The sequence below is a fragment of the Rubrivirga sp. SAORIC476 genome, from assembly GCF_002283555.1.
Lineage (GTDB): Bacteria > Bacteroidota > Rhodothermia > Rhodothermales > Rubricoccaceae > Rubrivirga.
Map to the genome: position 1 here is coordinate 1,322,037 of NZ_MVOI01000003.1, position 18,964 is coordinate 1,341,000.

Sequence of the window (18,964 nt, forward strand, 5' to 3'; positions counted from 1 at the left end):
CCACCTGGCGCCCCCTCCCTCCGGCCCCATGGACGACACGCAGTACCCCGACGACGACCTCGCGACCTTCTTCGGATCGCCCGACGCCCGGCACGCCGCCCTGGACGCCCAGCGCGCGGCGGACACGGCGTCCGGCGACGGCGGCCCTGCGCAGGCTCCCGCCACGCGCGTCTCCCCGGCCGACGCCGAGTTGGCGTCGTTCTTCGACTCGCCCGACGCCCCCGCGGGCGACGGCGCCGCGCGCGAGGCCCGGCTGATGCCGCCGCCGCCGGTCGGCCCCTCCGCCCCGCCCCCGCCGACCGGCCCCGAGGCCGTGCGTCGCCGTCGCGTCGGCCGCGCGCTGGCCGTCATCCTCGGTCTGATCGGCCTCGGCGTCTTCGCCGGCCTGGGCGTGGTTGCGTGGCTGAGCCAGGGCCTCCCCTCCCTCGACCAGATCGAGAACCCGCGCAACCTGCTCGCCACCGAGGTCCTCACGGCCGACGGCATGGAGCTGGCCCGCTACTACGACGGCGAGAACCGCACCTGGGTCTCGCTCGACGAGATGAGCCACTTCGTTCCGGACGCCTTGATCGCGACCGAGGACCGGCGCTTCTACCAGCACTGGGGCGTCGACGCGTACGCCATCGGCGCCATCATCAAGGACGCCCTGACCGGGCGCGGCACGCGCGGCGCATCCACGATCACGATGCAGCTCGCGCGCAACCTCTACCGCGACGCGACCGGCTTCCAGGTCGGCGAGCGGTCCATCGTGCGCAAGGCCAAGGAGATCCTGATCGCCGTCCGCATCGAGCGGACCTACACCAAGCCGGAGGTGCTGGAGGCCTACCTCAACACGGTCCCCTTCCTGTACAACGCGTACGGCATCGAGGCAGCGTCCCAGACGTTCTTCTCGAAGACCGCCGCCGAGCTCGATGCCAGCGAGGCCGCCACGCTCGTCGGCATGCTGGCGGCCAACAGCCGCTTCAACCCGTGCCTCGCCGAGGGCGGCACGTCCGCCGAGTGCCTCGGTGCCGACGGCGAGGTGCTGACGGAGAGCGTCAACCAGGCATCCATCGACCGCCGCAACGTGGTACTGACCAACATGCGGGCCCAGGGGGTTCTCGACGAGGCGGCCTACCAGGAGGCCCGCGCGGCGCCCATCCGCCTCGCCTTCGACGTCTACAGCCACGAGGACAACATCGCGCCGCACTTCGCGGAGGTGCTGCGGCTCTGGTTCAAGGACTGGGCCGAGGCCAACGGCTACGACCCGTACAAGGACGGCCTCGTCATCCACACGACCATCGACAGCCGCATGCAGGCGCTCGCCGCGCAGGCCGTCGAGGAGGAGATGGACCGCCTTCAGGGCATCGTGAACCGCGGCTGGGGCTCGTCGGCCAACCCGTTCTCGTTCTGGTGGAGCCGCAACACGGCCGTCGTCAACGAATACATCCGCGAAACCGACCGCTTCCGGTCGCTCACCGCGGGGGACAACACCTCGGCCGAGGACGCGGTCGCCCAGCTGCGCCAGAACAGCGCGTTCATGGACTCGCTGAAGACGGCCCGGACGCGCCTCGAGGCGGGCCTCATCGCGATGGATCCCGCCTCGGGCCAAGTCAAGGCCTGGGTCGGCGGCCGCGACTTCGTGCTCAACAAGTACGACCACGGCGGGCAGGCCCGCCGCCAGCCGGGCTCCACGTTCAAGCTGTTCGCCTACACGACGGCGTTCAACAACGGCTACTCGCCCCAGTCGGGCGTCTTCGACAGCCCCTTCCGCTGGGGCGACTGGGCGCCTCAGAACTCGGGCGGCGGCTACGCGGGCTACACGACGCTCGCCGAGGGCCTCCGAGCCTCCCGCAACGTCGTCGCGGCCCGCATCACGAAGCACTTCGGCACGTCCGAGATCGCGCGGACGGCCTACCAGATGGGAATCCGCACCCCCCTCGAACTGCCCGAGTTCGACGCCGCGACCTGCCCGCCCTTCCAGGCGCGCAAGAACGACTGCTACCCGCGCTCGATCGCCCTCGGCACGCAGGACGTGTCGCTTCTGGAGATGGTCACCGCCTACGCGACCATCGCCAACTACGGCGTCTACCACGGCCCGACGCTGGAGGAGGAGCGCCCCGCCAACGCCGACGTGCCGCCCCAGATCGTGCTGGCGGTGGACCGCATCGAGGACCGCTACGGCAACGTGATCGCGGACTTCACGCCGGTCGCCCGCGAGGTCCTCAATCCCTCCACGGCGTACACCACCTTCGACGCCATGCGCGCGGTCGTCCGCGCGGGCACGGGCCGCGGGCTCGGCGGCTTCCGCGGCGTCTCCGCGCTCGACGTGGCCGGCAAGACGGGCACCACGCAGGAAAACGCCGACGGCTGGTTCATCGGCATGACGCCCCAGTTGGTGGTCGGCTCGTGGACGGGCTTCGACGACCGCCGGATCACGTACCCGTCCACCTCGGTGGGTCAGGGCGGTCGGACCGGCCTCCGCAACGTCGGCGCGTTCCTGAGCAAGCTCCAGACCGAGGGCGACGAGGAGATCAAGCTGGATGCGGACCTCCGCTTCGAGCGGCCGGAGAACTTCCAGCCGCCCAGCCGCCGCAGCCGGATCGGCGACGCGGGCTACTGGCCGGGCGACGCGCGACGCGGGGGCGGGTCTAGCCGCCGGGGAGGCAGTTCGGCGGGTGGCAACCGTCAGAACCGCACCGCCGACCGACCCGCGCGCGACGCGCTGAACAACTTCAACAACCGGAACCGTGGCGGCTCCGGCGGAGGCAGCGCGCCCGCCGCCGAGCCCCGTCCGCAGACCCAGGGCGGCGGCTCCGGCGGACGCATCGGCTGGTAGGCTCTTCGCTTCGAGACCTGCGGGGGTGACGGGCACGCGCCTGTCACCCCCGCAGTCGTAGTCTGCGGACATGAAGATCCTCCACTGTGCCGACCTCCACCTCGGCTACGAGACGCACGGGCGCCTCGACCCGGCGACCGGCCTCAATACACGGCTGCTCGACTTCCGCCGGTCCTTCGACGTGCTCGCGGCGCGCGCCATCGCGGAGGACGTGGACCTGTTCCTGTTCGCGGGCGACGCCTACCGCACCGCCGACCCCACGCCGACCCAGCAGCGCCAGTTCGCCGAGGCGCTTCGCCCGGTGCTGGAGGCAGGCATCCCGGTCGCCATGATCGTGGGCAACCACGACCACCCGGTCAGCTTCGGCAAGGCCTCGTCGGTTGACATCTTCGGGGTCCTCGACGGCGCCGTGGAGGTGTTCTCGCAGCCCTCGTTTCGCGGCAAGGACAACCCGATCCGGACCAAAAGCGGGCCGCTCCAACTGATCGCCCTGCCCTGGCCCATCCGCTCGAAGATCCTCGCCACCGACCAGTACCGGGGCAAGACGCCGCACGAGATCCGGGAGCTGATCGAGTCCTACTACGCCACGTTCGCTCGCCAGTGCGCCGAGGCGGCCGACCCCGCGGTCCCGCTGGTCGTCTGCGCCCATCTGACCGTGCAGGGCTCGGAGCTGAGCGGCAGCGAGCGCGCCAGCCTCATCGCCCACGAGCCCACGTTCACCGTGCCCCAGCTCGCGCCGCCCGGCGTGGACTACGTGGCGCTCGGCCACATCCACCGGTTCCAGGACCGCAACGCGGAGGCGTTCGCCGCGGGCGAAGGGCCGCCTGTCGTGTACTCCTCATCCATCGAGCGCATCTCGTTCAAGGAGCACGACGCTGAGAAGGGCTTCGTGCTGGTCGACATCGACCCGGCCGGGGTGCCCGGTCGCCGAACCTCCTTCGAGTTCGTCGCCACCCCCGCGCGCCGCTTCGTGCCCATCCAGGTGGACGCGGCCGAGGCCGAAGACCCGACCGCGGCCGTGCTCGCCGCCATCGGCGCCCACGACATCGCCGACGCGGTCGTCCGCGTGCGGTACCGCGTCGGGGAGGAGCAGCCCGCCGTCGACGAGGCCGCCGTGCGCGAGGCGCTCGCCTCGGCCGACACCATCGCGGCCATCGAGCGCGACCTGGACGCCGTCGAGCGCCGCCAGCGGACGGTCGTCCGCAGCGACACGACGCTGAAGGACGCCATGGAGCGCTACGTGGACCAGCACGAGACGCTCGCCAGGATCAAGGACGACCTCGTGGCGGCGGCCCTGGAAATCGAGCGCGAGGTGGACGCCGCGACGCGCTGAGCCTCGGAGAGGGTCAGGAGGCCGGCGCCTCGACCCAGACGCGGCAGGTCTTCCCGAGCCTCCGCTTCGCCGTCCTCGCCACGTCCTCCTGTTCGAAGACGCCGACGACGGCGGAGCCGGTGCCCGAGAGCACGGCGTGGCCAGCGCCCTCCGCCAGCAGCGCCTCGCGGGTCCTGCCGATGGTCGGCTCGGCCGCCTCGACCGACGCCTGGAAGTCGTTCGTCACCTCGGCGCGCCAGCGGGAGAGGTCGTTCGAGGCGACCGCCGCGGCGAGATCGGGGCGGCGATGGTCGGCGGGGGTGACGCGTGCGAACGCGTCGGCGGTGGAGACGTGGACGGGGGGGACTGCCACCACGAGCCAGAACGGACACCGGTACGGCGCCCCATCGGTGCCGACGAGGGGTGCGAGGCGCTCGCCACGACCGGTGCCGTGGGCCGGAACGCCGTCGAGGAAGAACGGCACGTCGGAGCCGAGGCCGAGCGCGAGCGCGTGCAGGTCCGCCTCGGGGATGTCGACCGCCCACAGCTCGGCCAGCAGGCGGAGGGCCGCCGCCGCGTCGGACGAGCCGCCGCCTAGCCCGGCGCCGTAGGGGACGTTCTTCTCCAGCCGGAGGGTAGCGCCGCGGGCCGAGTCGCCCATCCACAGCCGGAGCGCCATCGCCGCGCGGACCACGAGGTTGCTCGCGCCCGTGGGCAGGTGCGGGTCGTCGGACGAGAAGGCCAGCCGCCGCGCCGGGCCCGCCGAGAGCCGGTCGGCCCACCCGATGGGCAGGAACACGGTGGCGAGATCGTGGAACCCGTCCGGCCGGCGGCGAAGGACGTGGAGGCCGAGATTGACCTTGGCAGGGGCGAGGCGAGCGGGCACAGGCAAAGCGCAGGGACCCCCGTCGGACCCCGGAGCGATGCGCGAGGGTCCGCCGGATTCCCCCAGGGCTTCGCACACATCGGCGTACCTTCGGCGACGGTTGCTACGCACGTTCTCCCTCCGGCACCCCCATGCCCCTTCCCGTTCGCGGGATCGCTCTGTCTGTGCTCGCCGCGCTGTGCCTCTGCGCGAGCCCGGACGCAGCCGCGCAGTACGTCCCCCCCTCCTCCGCCTCGGTGCGCGTGCCGACGTTCAGCACCGGCATCCGTCCCGCCACGGTCGGCGACGACGCGCTGGCGCTCGGCGGCCCCGTCGACCCTGCGGAATACCTCGTCGGGCCGGGCGACGTGTTCGTGGTGTCCGTCGGCGGCGGCTCCGTGTCGAGTCCGCCGCGGCAGACCGAGACCACCGTCACCGCCGACGGCCTGCTGATCGTGGCCGAGGCGGGCACCTTCCGCGCCGCCGGGCGGACGCTGGCCGCCGTCCGCGCCGAGGCCCGCGCCGCGCTCGCGCGCCGCTACACCAACCTCCCGACGGATGTCGCGCTCGCCGTTCCGCGCCGGTTCTCGGTGTACGTCTCCGGCGCGGTCCCCCAGCCGGGCCGCCAGGTGGTGACGGCACTCGGCCGCGTCGAGGACGCCATCGCTGAGACGACCGACCGGGGCAGCCCGCTGGACCTGGCCGACTACGCCACGCCCGCCCGGTTCGAGGTCGAGCGCCGCGTCGCGCTCCGCAACGTGCGCGTGACCGACCGCGACGGCTCGGAGAGCCGCGTCGACCTGCTGCGCTACTACGCCACCGGCGACCTCGCCTTCAACCCGCTCCTCACCGACGGCGCGGCCGTCTTCGTGCCCACCTTCGACCCGACGCGTGAAGGCGTCTCGGTCGACGGCGACGTGGACCGCCCGGGCACCTACGACTGGCGCCCCGACGACACCGCCGCGGCGCTCGCCGCCGTCGCGGGCGGCCCCGGACTCGACCTGTCGGGAGCGACGATCCGGCGGACGCGCACCACGGCTGGGCGCGTCGAGAGCGTCGAGGTTTCGCTCTCCGAGGCGAGTACGCTCCCGCTCGCGCCACGCGACCAGCTGTTCCTCCGCGCCGCGTCTCCGACGGCCGGGCAGGCGAGCGTCGTCGGCGAGGTCGCCTACCCCGGCACCTACCCCATCGAGTCTGGCCAGACGACGCTGCGCCAACTCGTCGAGGCCGCGGGCGGGCTCACCACCGACGCCCTCATCCGCGGCGCGTACCTGGAGCGGACGGCCCGCTCGGAGCCCCAGGCTGCGCTCGACCCGCTCGCCTACCCCTCCGATCAGCCCATCACCATCGCCACGTTCGACTCGACCGTGACGACGCTCGGGCGGCTGAGCGGCCTCGGGCTCGTCGGGCGCCGGTACTACGTCCAGGAGTACGTCTCCACGCCGCGGCTCTCGGTCGACGTGCCGGGCGCGCTCCGAGGCGACGCAGATCTGGTGTTGCAGCCGGGAGACCGGCTCGTGGTGCCGCGCGACCTCGGCACGGTGCGCGTCTTCGGGCAGGTCTCCGAGCCCGGCTACGTTCCCTTCACGGCAGGCCTGACCGCGGCGGACTACGTCGAGCGCGCCGGGGGCCTCGGGCCAGCTGGCACCACGTTCTTCACCGTCGACGCCCGCACAGGCCGCTTTACCGCCGGCCCCGAGGTCCAGGTCCAGGCCGGCGACGCCGTCTTCGTCGACCGGCCGCCGACCTCCGATTCGCCTCAGTTCGAGAGCCTGGCCCTCCAGCAGGAGAACATCCGGCTTCAGGAAGAGCGTTCCGAGCGAGACGCCGAGCGGGACCGCCGACAGTTCCTGCTCCAGACGATCACCACCACCATCTCGACCGTCGGCTTCCTGATCTCGACCTACTTCCTGATCCGGGACAACGCCAACTAGCCGACGCGGCCCCGACCCTCGGCCCGCTCTTCGAGCGCGGCTCGGCGCCCATCGAGTCCGCGACACAGGCTGAAGCCCTCTCCTCCCTCGCAGCGACGCCGGCCGCGACGACTACGCAGAGCCGGCACGCCCCCGTTCTGAAGCCCCTCGCGACGACGATTTCGGCTGTGAGTACCGCCATCTTCGCCCACAGCGCTCTGACCCCCTAGCCTGACATGGCGTCTCCCTCCGACATCGGCCCGGCCGTGTCCTCCGACTCCGGCGACGGCGCGGAGGTCTCCACCGCCCCTCTCCTCGCGCCCTCCCCCCTGACCGACGCCGAGCGCCAGGCTCGGCTGGAGGGCGCCATCTGGCACGGCGCGAGCCTTCTGTTCCGGAGGAAGTGGTGGATCATGGTCTTCTGCTTCCTGATCGCGGTCGCCGCGGCGGCGATCAGCCTTCAGATCCCGAACCGCTACGCAGCGTCGGCGCGGCTGCTGATCCCGGACAGCTCCGGCGGCGGCCTGGGCGCCCTCATCGGCGACCTCTCCCCACTCGCGCGAGGCGTGCTGGGCGGCGGCGGCGGCGGCGACTACAGCCGCTACATCGCCATCCTGACCAGCCGGACGGTGATGGAGGACATGGTGGACCAGTTCGACCTCGTCCAGGTGTACGACCTCGGCGAGAAGGAGCACCCGAAGCAGGACGCGGTCTCCCAGCTGGCCTCGAACGTGGACTTCACCGTCGACATCGAACTCGAGTTCCTGGAGATCAGCGTCATCGACGAGGACCCGCAGCGCGCTGCCGCGATGGCGAACGCGCTCACGGCGCAACTCAACGAGCGCAACGCGGCGCTCGCGACCCAGAGCGCGCGGGCGTTCCGGGAGTACGTCGAGACACGGTATCAGGAGGCGGAAGACGCGCTGGACTCGGCCCGCGTCGCGCTCCAGCAGTTTCAGGAGCGCAACGGCGTCGTCGAGTTGGAGACGATGGCGCAGGCGTACGTCGAGGCCCTCGCGACCCAGCGCGCCGAGCAGGCGACCCTGGAGATTCAGTACGAGGCCCTCCGCAGCCAGTACGGCGACGAGAACCCGGACGTCGCCGCCGCCGCTGCCGCCCTCCAGACGGCCCGCCGGAATGAAGAGACGCTGCTCCAGGGAGGCGACCGCGCCGTCCCCCTCTCCTACCGCAGCCTCCCGTCGCTCGGGAGCCGCTACGCGGCCCTCTACCAGGAGATCCTGATCCAGGCCCAGGTGCTCGAAGCGTCGCGGCCCCTGCTCGAACAGGCGCGCTTCGACGAAGCCCGCGAGCGCGTCGCCGTCCAGGTCGTCGACGAGGCCGTCCCGCCGGTCAGGAAGGCCGAGCCCCGGCGGACCATCATCGTGCTCGTGAGCGCGTTCTCCGCCTTCCTGCTGGTCTGCGCGTTCCTGCTCGCCCTCGACTGGTTCAACCGGAATGGGGAGGCGCTGTTCGCTCGCCTCCGCCGGACCGCGGCGTGACGCCCGCAGCCCCCCCCGTGCCTGCCTCGTGGATGCGGCTGGGCCGCCTCGGGCTGGGGGCGCTCCTGCTCGTCGCAGTGGCCGCGAGCGTCGCGCTGGCGTTCGAGTCCCCGGTATACGCCCTCGTGGTGCCGGGGCTGCTGATCGGTGGGGGGATGCTGAGCGCCATGTCCCGGTTTCCGCTCGGGCAGCTGTGCGGCGTCATGGTGCTCTTCGGCGTCACGGCGCGGCTCAAGGAGGGCCTTCAGGTCGAGGAGGTGGTGTACGCCGTCTACTACCTGAGCTACCTCGGCAGCTGGTTCGCGACCCGACTCTGGGTCTACCGCGAGCGGGTGTTCGACACTCCCCTGGACATCGCCCTCGGCCTGTTCCTCGCCTACATGACGGCCTCGCTCGGGCTGACCGTGCTCTTCGGGGGCAGCCTGTCGCTCGCCCGAGGCGACTGGATCGCGCTCTCGGCCTTCGCCTTCTACTTCCCCATCAAGGAAGCGTGCGCGCGGTACCGGTGGGGCCCGTGGGTGGTGATCGGGATCGTGATCTACCTGGGGCTGTTCTCGTTCATCCGCAACCTGCTCACGTTCTCAGCAGCGATTCAGGACGCGGAGTACGCCTGGCAGATCGCGCGCGGGAGGGTCCCGATGAACGAGATGCTGCTGTTCGTGCCCGCGCTGGGCTGCCTCGGCTTCGCGGCGCGAGCCTCCGGCTGGACCACCCGCATCGTGCTGACGGGTGGCTTCGCGCTGTTCTCTGTGGGCGTCATCCTCACCCAGTGGCGCGCGTACTACGTGGACCTCGCCTTCGGCGTGATGCTGTTCGTGCTGCTGCTGGAGTGGCGGGGCCGGGGGCGCCTGGTCGTGCTGGTCGGCCTCAGCGGCTTGCTCGGGATGGGGCTGGGCTACCTGCTCTTTCCCGGGGCGATGGAGCTCATCGTGGTCGGCATCTTCGACCGCATCCTGAGCATCGGCACCGCGTCGACGGCAGACGTCTCGTTGCTGAACCGCTTCCTGGAGTCACGCAGTGCCTGGGAGCTCATCAAGCAGAACCCCATCGCGGGCTACGGCATCGGGACCACGTTCGGCTTCTTCGACACGATCTACAACGCCACCTGGGTCAAGTCCTACATCCACAATGGCTACCTGCTGCTGTGGTTCAAGTTCGGGGTCGTGGGGCTGCTGCTGGTGCTGTTCGCGTGGGCCCGCGCGATCCTGGCCGCGCACCGCGTCTGGCGGCGGCGCGAAATCGCGGACTGGGAGCGGACGCTCGGCCTCACGGTCGCCATCATCCTGATCTCGCTGATCCCCTCCCACTTCGTCTCGGCGCCGTTCACGACCTCCGACACGGTGCTCACGTTCGCGCTGCTGATGGGGACGGCCGCCGGCCTCGCGAAGCGCGTCGGCGACCCTAGCGCCGCACCCACCGCCACAGACGGTACACGTGAGGCTGGTGGACGAGCGCCGAGAGCAGACGCTGCTTGACGGGCGTCCGGCCGAGGATCGGCGCGAGGAGGGCGCGGATGTCGCGGTCCGACACAGTCGTCGTGAACCCCAGCGCGCGGAGCCGCTCGCGCAAGGCATCGGGCGACGACGACGCGCGGACGGCCTCGACGGCTCGAACGAGATCGGGCACCACCCGCTCGCCCGCGTAGCGTTCGCGGACCCGCTGGGCCGCGCCTTGCCCCAGTCGGCGGCGGCGCTCCGGGTCGGCCCGGAGCGCGTCGAGGGCTTCCTCGAACGCCTCGGCGTCGGCCGCGAGGAGCCCCCCCACGTCGTGCCCGACGACCTCGATCTGGCTGTTGTCGTGGGCCGGACGGCTCAGCGCCACCACCGGCGTCTCGCAGAGCATCGACTCCACGAGCACCATGCCGAAGCTCTCGCCCTTGTGCGCGGCGTGCGCGAACACGTCGATGGCGCTGTAGGCCGCCCGGAGCGCAGCATCGCCCTTGAGGAACGTGACGTCGTGCACGCGCCGGCGGATGTCCTCGGGCAGATGCGCGAGCGCGCCCTGGCGGAGTTCCTCGGGCAGCCCCACCACCAGCAGGTGGCTTCGAGGGTCCCGCTCTGCGACCGCCGCGAAGGCGTCGAACAGGAGCGGCATCCACTTCGCCTCCATGGCCTGCCCGATCCGGCCGAACAGGACCGCGTCGTCCGGCACCCCGAGGTCGGCGCGGAAGGCCGCCCCGGCCTCGGGGTCCGGGTAGAAGGCCTCGGCGTCGATGAGGTACGGCAGCACGATCCCGACCGGCCGCGGGCGGACGAAGCGCGTCCACTTCTGCCACTTCCACAGACACCACCGCGACAGGTGAAAGTGCAGGTCGAACATCCGGCCCGTGTCGGTCACGTCGGCGCGGGAGAACACGTTCGTCTCGACCATCGACGCCTGGGGGAGGGCCGCCCGCAGGCGGCGCAGCACGCCCCCGACGACCGGGTGCGCGTCCCCCTCCCGGTGCACATGGACCACGTCCGGGGCCCAGGCGACGGCGCGGTCGAGCGCGTCCGGCGCGGCGCCCTGGGGCTCGTCCACGAACACCTCGACGCCGCGCTCGCGCAGGATCTCGGCCCGCGGGCCGCTCCCCTCATGCCCGAGCACCGCCGACGCGAACCCGGCGCGGGCGTACCCGACCGCGTAGTTCTGGGCCACTCGCTGTGTCCCTCCGGGTCCCAGGTGATCGACGACGGTCAGAATTCTCATGGGGCCGGAGACCTGCGGGGGATCAGAAACAGCAGGACCGTCAGCGCCTCCGAGATCACGGTCGTGACGGACGCCCCGACGATCCCGTAGCGGGGAATCGCCCACAGGTTCATGGCGACGTTCAGCGCGACCGCTGCTCCGAAGATGACGACCGGGGTACGGTACTGCTGGCGCGAGAGGGACGTGATGAAGAAGAGGTCCTTGAGGCAGGTCAGGGGAAAGGCCCAGACCAGCACGCGGAGCGCGCTCGCCGCCGGGTCGAACGCGGCGTCGCCCGTCAGGACGCGGATGAGGAGCGGAGCGGCGACCCACAGCAGCACCGAAACGCCGATGCCGCTCGCCGTGAGGAAGACGCCGGTCCGCACGGCGAGGCGGCGGGCCTCGGCCAGCCCGCCTTCGGCCCGGAGCCGCGTCAGCCGGGGAAAGAGGGCCCCCTGCACGACGATGGCGGGCAGCAGGCTGAGGGCCTCCAGAATGCGGTAGGCCTGCCCGTACTGTCCGGCCGCGGCATCGCCGGCCATGGCCTCGACCATCACCTGGTCGGCCCGGTAGTAGAGGCCCAGGAGCAGGTCGGCGATGCCGAGCGGGACGGCCAGCCACGCGGCCTGGCGGATGAACGCCACGCTCACGCTCCCAGCGTCGAAGCGGGCGAGGTGGCGGGAGATCCAGACGATCTGGGTAAGGCCCACGACGCCCGCCCCGAGCGCCATGCCGCCCAGCGTCCAGGCCGGCGACCGCGTCGTGACCAGGAAGGTGCTCCCGACCGCGATCACGAGGGCGCGCTCCGCGACGGTCGAGACGGCCTCGTAGCGGAGGTTCTCGGCGGCGCGGAAGAACACGCGGGAGAAGCCGATCAGGTACTGAGCCAGCAGGTAGGCGCACGCCGCCGCGACGGTGAGCAGCGCGAGGCGGTCGTAGTCGAGCAGGACCGCCGCCAGGAGCGCGCCCAGGATGCAGACGGCCGCGAGCACCCCGCGCAGGACCAGGATGTTCGACAGGTAGCGGACCGCCTCGCCCGGCTGGGCCGCCACTTCGCGGAGCGTCAGGTTGGACGTCCCCATGTCGGAGACCATCAGGATCATGGCTGCCAGCGCGAGCGCCGACTGCATCGTTCCGTACGCCTCCACCCCGAGCAGGCGCGGGCAGGCCGCCACGATGAACAGGATCCAGAGCGGCTTGACCAGGATGCTGCCCCCGCTCAGCCACGCGATGTTGCGGACCATCCCCTGCTTCGGGATCGGTGGCGGCCCGTCGGCGGCGGTCGGGGAGCGGGGGGCTTCCGGCACGTCGGGGGGCGGGGGCGGGGCGTCCATTGCGAATCGAAAACTACGTCTCGGTGCCAGCGCCCTCCGGGCATGGCGCGATCTTCCCACCGTGCTTCCTCCGTCTCGTTGCCCTCTCCCCTGCCCTCTCGTGTCGTTGTCCAGTGGTCTCGCCTGGGGCCGTATCACGTGACGCGGCTGCGGGCCGCCCACGCCTTCTTCGCCGAGCGGGGCGTCCAGGTGGTGGCCCTGGAGACCGCGGGCGACAACGCTGTCTACGCCTGGGACGACGCAGGGACGGCGCACGCCTTCGAGCACGTCCAGGTGTTCCCGGACGCCGTCTTCGAGGCGCTCCCGCCCCGCGCCATCGTAGATGCCGTGACGGCCGCGCTCGACCGGCTGGACCCGGGTGCGGTCGTGATCAACAGCTACAGCGCACCGGACGCGCAGGCAGCGCTGCTCTGGTGCCGCCGGAACCGCCGCGTGGCCGTCTGCCTCATGGAGAGCAAGGCCGACGATGCCGACCGGACCGCCGCCCGCGAATGGGTCAAGGCCCGCCTGGTCCGCCAGTTCGACGCGGCGCTGGCGGGCGGCACGCCGCAGGTGGCCTACCTCCGCCAGCTCGGCTTCCCGACCGAGGCGGCCTTCCTGACCTGCGACGCGGTCGACAACGACTTCTTCCACCTCGGCGCCGAGGCGGCCCGTGACGCGCCGGAGGCGGTGCGGCATCTCCCGGGGCTCCACTCTCCGGAGCCCTTCTTCCTCGCCTCCAACCGGTTCGTGGCGCGCAAGAACCTCGACCGGCTGCTCCGAGCCTACGCCCGCTACCGCCAGCGCGCCGCCGCCCCCTGGCGCCTCGTGATGCTCGGCGACGGAGACCAGCGCGACGCCCTCGAACGGATCGTGGCCGACGACGACATCGACGGCGTCACGTTCGCCGGCTTCCGCCAGATCGCCGAGCTTCCGGCGTACTACGGCCTCGCCTCCGCCTTCGTCCACACGGCGCTCGTGGAGCAGTGGGGGCTGGTCGTGAACGAGGCGCTGGCAGCGGGCCTGCCGGTGATCGTGTCGGAGCGCGTCGGGAGCGCGACCGACCTGGTTCGGGACGGGGAGACGGGCTACACGTTCGACCCGACCGACCTCGACGCGCTGGCCGACCGCCTCGTCCAGGTCGCCGCGATGTCGGCCGAGGCGCGGGCCAGGATGGGGCAGCGCGGGCAGACGGTCGTCGAGGGATGGTCGCCCGAGCAGTTCGCCCGGGGCATGTGGGAGGCGGTGAGCGCCGGCCGCGCGCGGTCGGGCCGAGGCCCCAGCCTCGCGCTCCGGGCGATCTTGACCGCCATGTGGGGCCTGTCGCGCGAGGTCGGGAGCTACTACGCGATTCCGGAATGACCCTCCCCGCCGAGGTCGCCGTCGTCGGCCGCTTCCCTCCCCCGCTGGATGGCCAGACGCTCGCCACGGCCCGTCTCGCCGAGCTGGTGGGCACGGCCCGCCCGGTCGTGACCGTGTCCACCTCGGCGCCCGAGGGGGACCGACTGGTGTCGACGGAGGCGCGCTGGAGCTGGCGCCGTGCGGCCCACTACCTCGGGACGGGACGGCGCCTTCGGCGCGAGCTGGCGGCCGTGCCGGAGGCGCCCGTCCTCTGGGCGTCGATCTCGCCCCACCCGCTCGGCCACGCCCGCGACGTGCTGACGACGCTGCCCGCGTTCGGCCCGACGCGGCCCGTCGTGGCGGTCGTCCACCGGGCGTACTTCGACCGGATGTTCGCGGGCATCACGTCGGCGACCGCGCGGCGTGTCGTCGAGCGGTGCGCGGCGGTCGTGTTCCTGACCGAGGGGCTGGCAGAGCGCGCGGCGCCGTACGTCCCGGCCGAGAAGCGCGTCGTGATTCCCAACACGGTCGGCGCCGACGTGCTCTGCACGGACGCCGAGGTGGAGGCGGCCCGCGCGGCGCGGCGCGGCCGTACCGGCCTGCGGCTCCTCTTCCTCGGCAACCTGATGCCGGAGAAGGGCTACGACCTCGCGCTCGACGCCGCCGCCCGGCTAGCCCGAACGCACGACGTGCGGCTCGACCTCGTCGGCCGCTGGCCGTCGGCCGACGCCGAGGCGGCGTTCGCCGGGCGGCTCCAGAGTCTGGGCCTGGAGGGCCGCGTCGTCGCGCATGGCGGCGTGCCCCACGCGCACGTCAAGGGATTCGTGCTCGACGCCGACCTGCTCCTCTTCCCGTCCACCCACCCGAGCGAGGCGCTGCCGGTGGCGGTCCTCGAAGCACTCAACGCCGGAACGCCGGTCGTCGGCGTCGCCCACGCCGCACTCCCGGAGATCGTCCGCGACGGGGCGGGCACCCTCGTCCCCCCCGACGCCGACGCCCTCGCCGACGCGGCCGAGGCGCTCGCCGACCCCGGCGCCTGGGCCCACGCCTCCCGCGCGGCCCGCGCCCGCTTCGACGCCGCCTACAGCCCCGACGCGGTCCGGCAGATGTGGCTGTCGCTGCTCGACCGCGTCGCCTAGCCCAGCCGCGCGCGGGCCTTGTCGCGGAGGGCGGCGCTCACGTCGAGGAGCGCCTTGGTGGGCGTCCGCCGCGGCACGCCGAGGACGCGGCCGAGGCGGTGGCGCCAGGCGGCGTCCGGCGTCCCCGTCCAGAACCACGAGGCAGGGTCCATCACGTCCGGGAAGAGCCGCCGGAGACCATAGCGCTTCTCGTTGGGCAGATGCCAGAGCATCAGGCCGAGGTGCTCCGGGGCGACGTTCTTGCCGTCTTTGAGGCTCGTGTAGATGCGCTCGATGAAGGGGTTGGCCGTGCCCTCCGCGATGCCGAGGCGGCGGTAGAGGTAGCTCAGCAGGTGCGCCTCCTCGTTGAACTTCGGCAGCCCCTCGGCGTGGCGGCGCAGCATCTCCTCCCACACGGGCCGGGCCGCCTCGGCCAGCGCGCGGGCCGTCGTGCCGGTCGTCGCCATCAACTCGCCCCCGATGTACGGAGGGGGTGGGTCGACCGGTGCCCCGTCGAGGTCGGCGTAGATCGCGCCCATCTCGCGACGCGTGAGGCCGTTCTGCCACTCGTCCGGGCCCAGCCCCACGTCGAACGTCAGCGCCCCATGCCGACGGGCCGCTGCGACGAGGGCGTCGGCGGGTTGGGTCCAGACGCAGTCCGAGTCGAGGAGCACGCCCACGTCGTCGTCGCCTAGAGTCTCCGCGAAGGCGTCGAGCAGGTCGAGCACGTAGAACTGGTTCCGCCAGGACCCATAGTAGCCGACCGGCGGCACGTAGGTGAACGGGCGCACCACGACCTCCACCCCCAGCGCCTCCAGAAACGCTCCGAGGTCGTGGCTGTCCACGTCCGGCACGGTCGGCACGTTGGTGTAGAGCACGCGCCGCGCATCGGGCGAGGTGCGGGCGGCGGAGGCGAAGAAGATGGCCACGCACCGCCAGTAGACCGCCTGGAACCACGTCGACGAGGAGCGCCCGCCGACCTGGGGGTAGACGCTCTCCTCGCCCTCGCGCTCGGCGTAGAGCCACGTCGCCTGGACCGTCATGGGGGCGGGGGTCACGAGGCGCGGCGCCAGAGCTGGCGGATCGCGTCCTCACTCACGTCGAGGTCCTCGGCCACGTAGCCGCGCTCCCGCATCAGCGTCAGCAGGTCGTCGGCCTCGACGCCCTCGGGCTGCCAGCGCGGGTGCACCTCCAGCATGACGCGCGGCGCTCCGGCTTCGAGCATCCCGAGCGCGCCCTTCAGCACGTACACCTCGGCGCCCTCCACGTCCACCTTGAGCAGGGCGGGGCGGACGCCGAGGCCGGCCACGAGCCCGTCGAGCGTCACGCTCCGGTCCCGGTCGTCCCCCTCCACCGCCTCGAACCGGGGGTGCCCATCGGTGCCGTACGGGTAGACCGGGCGTACGCACGACCCGTCGCCGGCGGCCTTCGTCACGACGCAGTAGTGCAGGTCGGGGAACGTCTGCGCCAGCGCCCCGACGATCCGCAGCAGCGTGGGGATGGCGGACGCGTCGGGCTCGACGAGCACGAACGTGTCGCCCGGCCGGGCCTTCGGCGAGAGCAGGGCCGCATACCAGCCGTGGAAGGCCCCGATGTCGACCACGTCGCCGCCGTCGTACGCCGCGAACACGGCCGTCGACTCGGCCGCCGTCTCGGCGCCCCGGCGCCAGAGGCGGAAAAGCTGAGCGACGCCCTCGGTGGCCGGGCGGTCGACGCCGTCCCAGAAGCGGACCTGCCGCGGCAGCGGCGCGGCCGCACGACGGGCCACGTGCACGAGCGACGAGGCGAACGGCAGGGAGCGGACGGCAGAACGGAGCGACATGGTGGGGCCAGGGAGAGGCTACGCGGTGCCGGTCGAGCCGAAGCCGCCCGCCCCGCGCTCGGTCGCGTCGAGGTCGGCGACGGGCACGAGCCGCACCGGCAGGTAGCGCGCCACGACCAGTTGGGCGATCCGCTCACCGCGCTCGACCACGAACGGCTCCGCGCCGTGGTTGATGAGCAGCACGCCCACCTCGCCGCGGTAGCTGGAGTCGATGGTGCCCGGGCTGTTGAGCACCGTGACGCCCTTCTTGTAGGCCAGACCGGACCGCGGCCGAACCTGCCCCTCGGTCCCGTCGGGCAGCGCGATCTGGAGGCCCGTCGGCACGAGCGCGTGGGCGCCCGGAGCGAGCGTCAGCGGCGCGTCCGCGGGGACGGCCGCGCGGAGGTCCAGGCCCGCCGCGTGCGGCTCGGCGTGGGCGGGGAGGTCCAGGCCCTCGCCGTGCGGGAGGACGGTGACGCGGACGTCGGTGAGGTCGATCATGCGGACAAGAAAACGCCCCGCCGACAGCGCGTGCCATCGGCGGGGCGTGAAGAGCGAGGCAGGCTAGGCGCGCTCGGCGGACGCCATCATCCGCTTCATCGGGCCAGCCAGGAAGAAGAAGCCGATGCCCGCGATGATCGCGATGGCGGCGACCAAGCCCATGAACGACGGCAGGTTGAGCGTGTCGTAGAAGCCCGCGATCGAGCCCGCGATGAAGTTGCCGACCGAGGCGCCCAGGAACCAGACGCCCATCATCAGCGACGAGACGCGCTGCGGGGCCAGCTTCGTGGTCGCGCTCAGGCCGACCGGCGACAGCGTCAGCTCGCCCAGCGTGTGGAAGAGGTACGTCAGCACCAGCCACCACGGCGAGGCCTGGCCGCCGTCGGCGGAGACCAGCCCGGCGCCGACCATCGTCACGAAGCCGAGGCCGAGCAGCACGAGGCCCATCCCGAACTTGGTGGCCGTCGACGGGTCCCGACCGCTCCGCCCGAGGTACACCCAGATCATCGCGACGAACGGCGCGATGGTGAAGATGAAGAAGGCATTCAGCGACTGGAACCAGGCCGCCGGGACCATGGTGCCGTTCTCCAACCCGGGGATCCACTGGAGCCAGTCGCCCAGGGTCCGGTCGGTGGATTGCTCGGCGAACAGGTTGAGGCTGGAGCCGGCCTGCTCGAAGGCGGCCAGGAAGATGGCGTAGCCCGCGAACAGCAGGATGATCATCCAGAGCCGCTTCTTCTCGCCGTCGGTCCAGTAGGGCCGCGTGAGCAGCCAGCCGAACAGCCCGAACGTGATCGTGAACAGGAGCACGATGTAGATGCCCTGGATCCAGGCCTGGGTGGCCGGGATCACGCCGCCCACCATGAGGCCGGCGACGCCGCCGAAGAACACGAGCGTTCCCGCGAGACCCTTCCAGAACATGCTCAGCGAGGCGGCCTTCTCGGCCTGCGCCTCAGCCGTCAGCTTGCCGATCTCGCCGAGCTGGTTGCCCGTCAGCAGGTACACGATCACGCCAATCGCCATGCCGACGCCCGCCGCAGCGAAGCCGTAATGCCAGCCGTAGTTCACGGCCAGCGCGCCACAGATCAGCGGCGCCGCGAACGCGCCGATGTTGATGCCCATGTAGAACAGCGTGAACCCGGCGTCGCGCCGCGGGTCCTCCTGGCTGTAGAGCTGCCCGACCATCACCGAGATGTTGGGCTTCAGCATGCCCGTGCCCAGGATGATGAGCCCCAGCCCGCCGTAGAAGGCCGCGATCATCTCGAAGGCCATCGTGAAGTGGCCCAGCGCGATCAGGATGCCGCCCAGGAGCACGCTCCGCCGCTGCCCCATGAGGCGGTCCGCGATCCAGCCGCCCGGCAGGTTGGCCAGGTACACCAGCGACGTGTAGAGCCCGTAGACCAGCGCCGACTTGCCGACGTCGTAGCCCAGGCCGCCGTCGACCGTCTCGGCGGTCATGTAGAGGATGAGCAGGGCCCGCATCCCGTAGTAGGACGCGCGCTCGAAGAGCTCCGTAAAGAAGAGGTTCGAGAGCCCGAGCGGATGCCCGAAGAAGCGCGTGTCCTCGGTGCTGAGCGCGCCGGTGGCCGTGCCGCCTCCGGCCGCGGCGATCTGATGGGCCGCGAGGTCGCTGGCGCCCTCGGCATCGGGTCCTTTGCTCATGTCGGTGGGGTCTGGGAAGAAGTGAACGACGGGCGAAGATAGCGGAAGCCCGTTCCGTTCCCCACAGCCGCACCTCCGGCCGGTGGCGTCACGAACGCGTCAGGCCCCGCGGACAGGCCGGCCCACCTCGGGCCCGAGGCGGGGAGTCCGCGAA

General features: G+C 72.1%; 14 protein-coding genes. 7 read left to right on the forward strand and 7 right to left on the reverse strand.

Going from position 1 to position 18,964, the window contains the following annotated elements:
- The first annotated feature begins 28 nt into the window (after positions 1-28).
- A complete protein-coding gene (locus tag B1759_RS07360; protein WP_095514366.1) occupies positions 29-2,818 on the forward strand; it encodes a transglycosylase domain-containing protein in 2,790 nt (929 codons plus the stop codon).
- A gap of 70 nt (positions 2,819-2,888) precedes the next feature.
- Complete coding sequence (locus tag B1759_RS07365) at positions 2,889-4,151, forward strand: exonuclease SbcCD subunit D (RefSeq protein ID WP_095514367.1); 1,263 nt, start codon at positions 2,889-2,891, stop codon at positions 4,149-4,151.
- Positions 4,152-4,164: 13 nt separating this feature from the next.
- Here B1759_RS07365 and ispE read toward each other — a convergent pair whose 3' ends face one another.
- Positions 4,165-5,016 carry a 4-(cytidine 5'-diphospho)-2-C-methyl-D-erythritol kinase gene (ispE, locus tag B1759_RS07370; protein ID WP_158225165.1) on the reverse strand — a complete coding sequence of 284 codons (852 nt, stop codon included), beginning with the start codon at positions 5,014-5,016 and terminating at the stop codon, positions 4,165-4,167.
- 131 nt (positions 5,017-5,147) lie between these two features.
- On the opposite strand from ispE, the gene B1759_RS07375 reads away from it, so the two are divergent.
- From B1759_RS07375 to B1759_RS07385, 3 genes are all read left to right on the forward strand, one after another.
- Positions 5,148-6,929: an SLBB domain-containing protein gene (locus B1759_RS07375; protein WP_095514369.1), complete on the forward strand. Its 1,782-nt coding sequence runs from the start codon at positions 5,148-5,150 to the stop codon at positions 6,927-6,929.
- Positions 6,930-7,144: 215 nt separating this feature from the next.
- Positions 7,145-8,407: a Wzz/FepE/Etk N-terminal domain-containing protein gene (locus B1759_RS07380; protein ID WP_095514370.1), complete on the forward strand. Its 1,263-nt coding sequence runs from the start codon at positions 7,145-7,147 to the stop codon at positions 8,405-8,407.
- A 17-nt stretch (positions 8,408-8,424) separates the two neighbouring features.
- Complete coding sequence (locus B1759_RS07385; protein WP_143537300.1) at positions 8,425-9,882, forward strand: O-antigen ligase; 1,458 nt, start codon at positions 8,425-8,427, stop codon at positions 9,880-9,882.
- Here B1759_RS07385 and B1759_RS07390 read toward each other — a convergent pair.
- Positions 9,809-11,095 (reverse strand): glycosyltransferase family 4 protein, encoded by a 1,287-nt coding sequence (locus B1759_RS07390; RefSeq protein ID WP_095514372.1) that lies wholly within the window; start codon positions 11,093-11,095, stop codon positions 9,809-9,811. The genes B1759_RS07385 and B1759_RS07390 overlap by 74 nt on opposite strands.
- Entirely contained in the window at positions 11,092-12,408 is a 1,317-nt protein-coding gene (locus B1759_RS19245) for a flippase (protein WP_143537301.1), read from the reverse strand. Before B1759_RS19245 ends, B1759_RS07390 begins: the two co-directional genes overlap by 4 nt.
- Positions 12,409-12,546: 138 nt before the next feature.
- Between B1759_RS19245 and B1759_RS07400 the strand changes: the two genes are divergently transcribed.
- Positions 12,547-13,749: a glycosyltransferase family 4 protein gene (locus tag B1759_RS07400; protein ID WP_143537302.1), complete on the forward strand. Its 1,203-nt coding sequence runs from the start codon at positions 12,547-12,549 to the stop codon at positions 13,747-13,749.
- Positions 13,746-14,867: a glycosyltransferase family 4 protein gene (locus B1759_RS07405; protein ID WP_143537303.1), complete on the forward strand. Its 1,122-nt coding sequence runs from the start codon at positions 13,746-13,748 to the stop codon at positions 14,865-14,867. Before B1759_RS07400 ends, B1759_RS07405 begins: the two co-directional genes overlap by 4 nt.
- Here B1759_RS07405 and B1759_RS07410 read toward each other — a convergent pair.
- The 4 genes from B1759_RS07410 to B1759_RS07425 all read right to left on the reverse strand — a co-directional run bounded on the left by B1759_RS07410 (position 14,864) and on the right by B1759_RS07425 (position 18,810).
- Positions 14,864-15,904 (reverse strand): hypothetical protein, encoded by a 1,041-nt coding sequence (locus B1759_RS07410; RefSeq protein ID WP_143537304.1) that lies wholly within the window; start codon positions 15,902-15,904, stop codon positions 14,864-14,866. The two genes, B1759_RS07405 and B1759_RS07410, sit on opposite strands and share 4 nt — an antisense overlap.
- Positions 15,901-16,668, reverse strand: a complete 768-nt coding sequence (locus B1759_RS07415) for an FkbM family methyltransferase (RefSeq protein WP_095514376.1) — start codon at positions 16,666-16,668, stop codon at positions 15,901-15,903. Before B1759_RS07415 ends, B1759_RS07410 begins: the two co-directional genes overlap by 4 nt.
- Before the next feature lie 18 nt (positions 16,669-16,686).
- A complete protein-coding gene (dut, locus tag B1759_RS07420) occupies positions 16,687-17,148 on the reverse strand; it encodes a dUTP diphosphatase (RefSeq protein ID WP_095514377.1) in 462 nt (153 codons plus the stop codon).
- Positions 17,149-17,211: 63 nt separating this feature from the next.
- Positions 17,212-18,810, reverse strand: a complete 1,599-nt coding sequence (locus B1759_RS07425) for a peptide MFS transporter (protein ID WP_095514378.1) — start codon at positions 18,808-18,810, stop codon at positions 17,212-17,214.
- Positions 18,811-18,964: the final 154 nt, after the last annotated feature.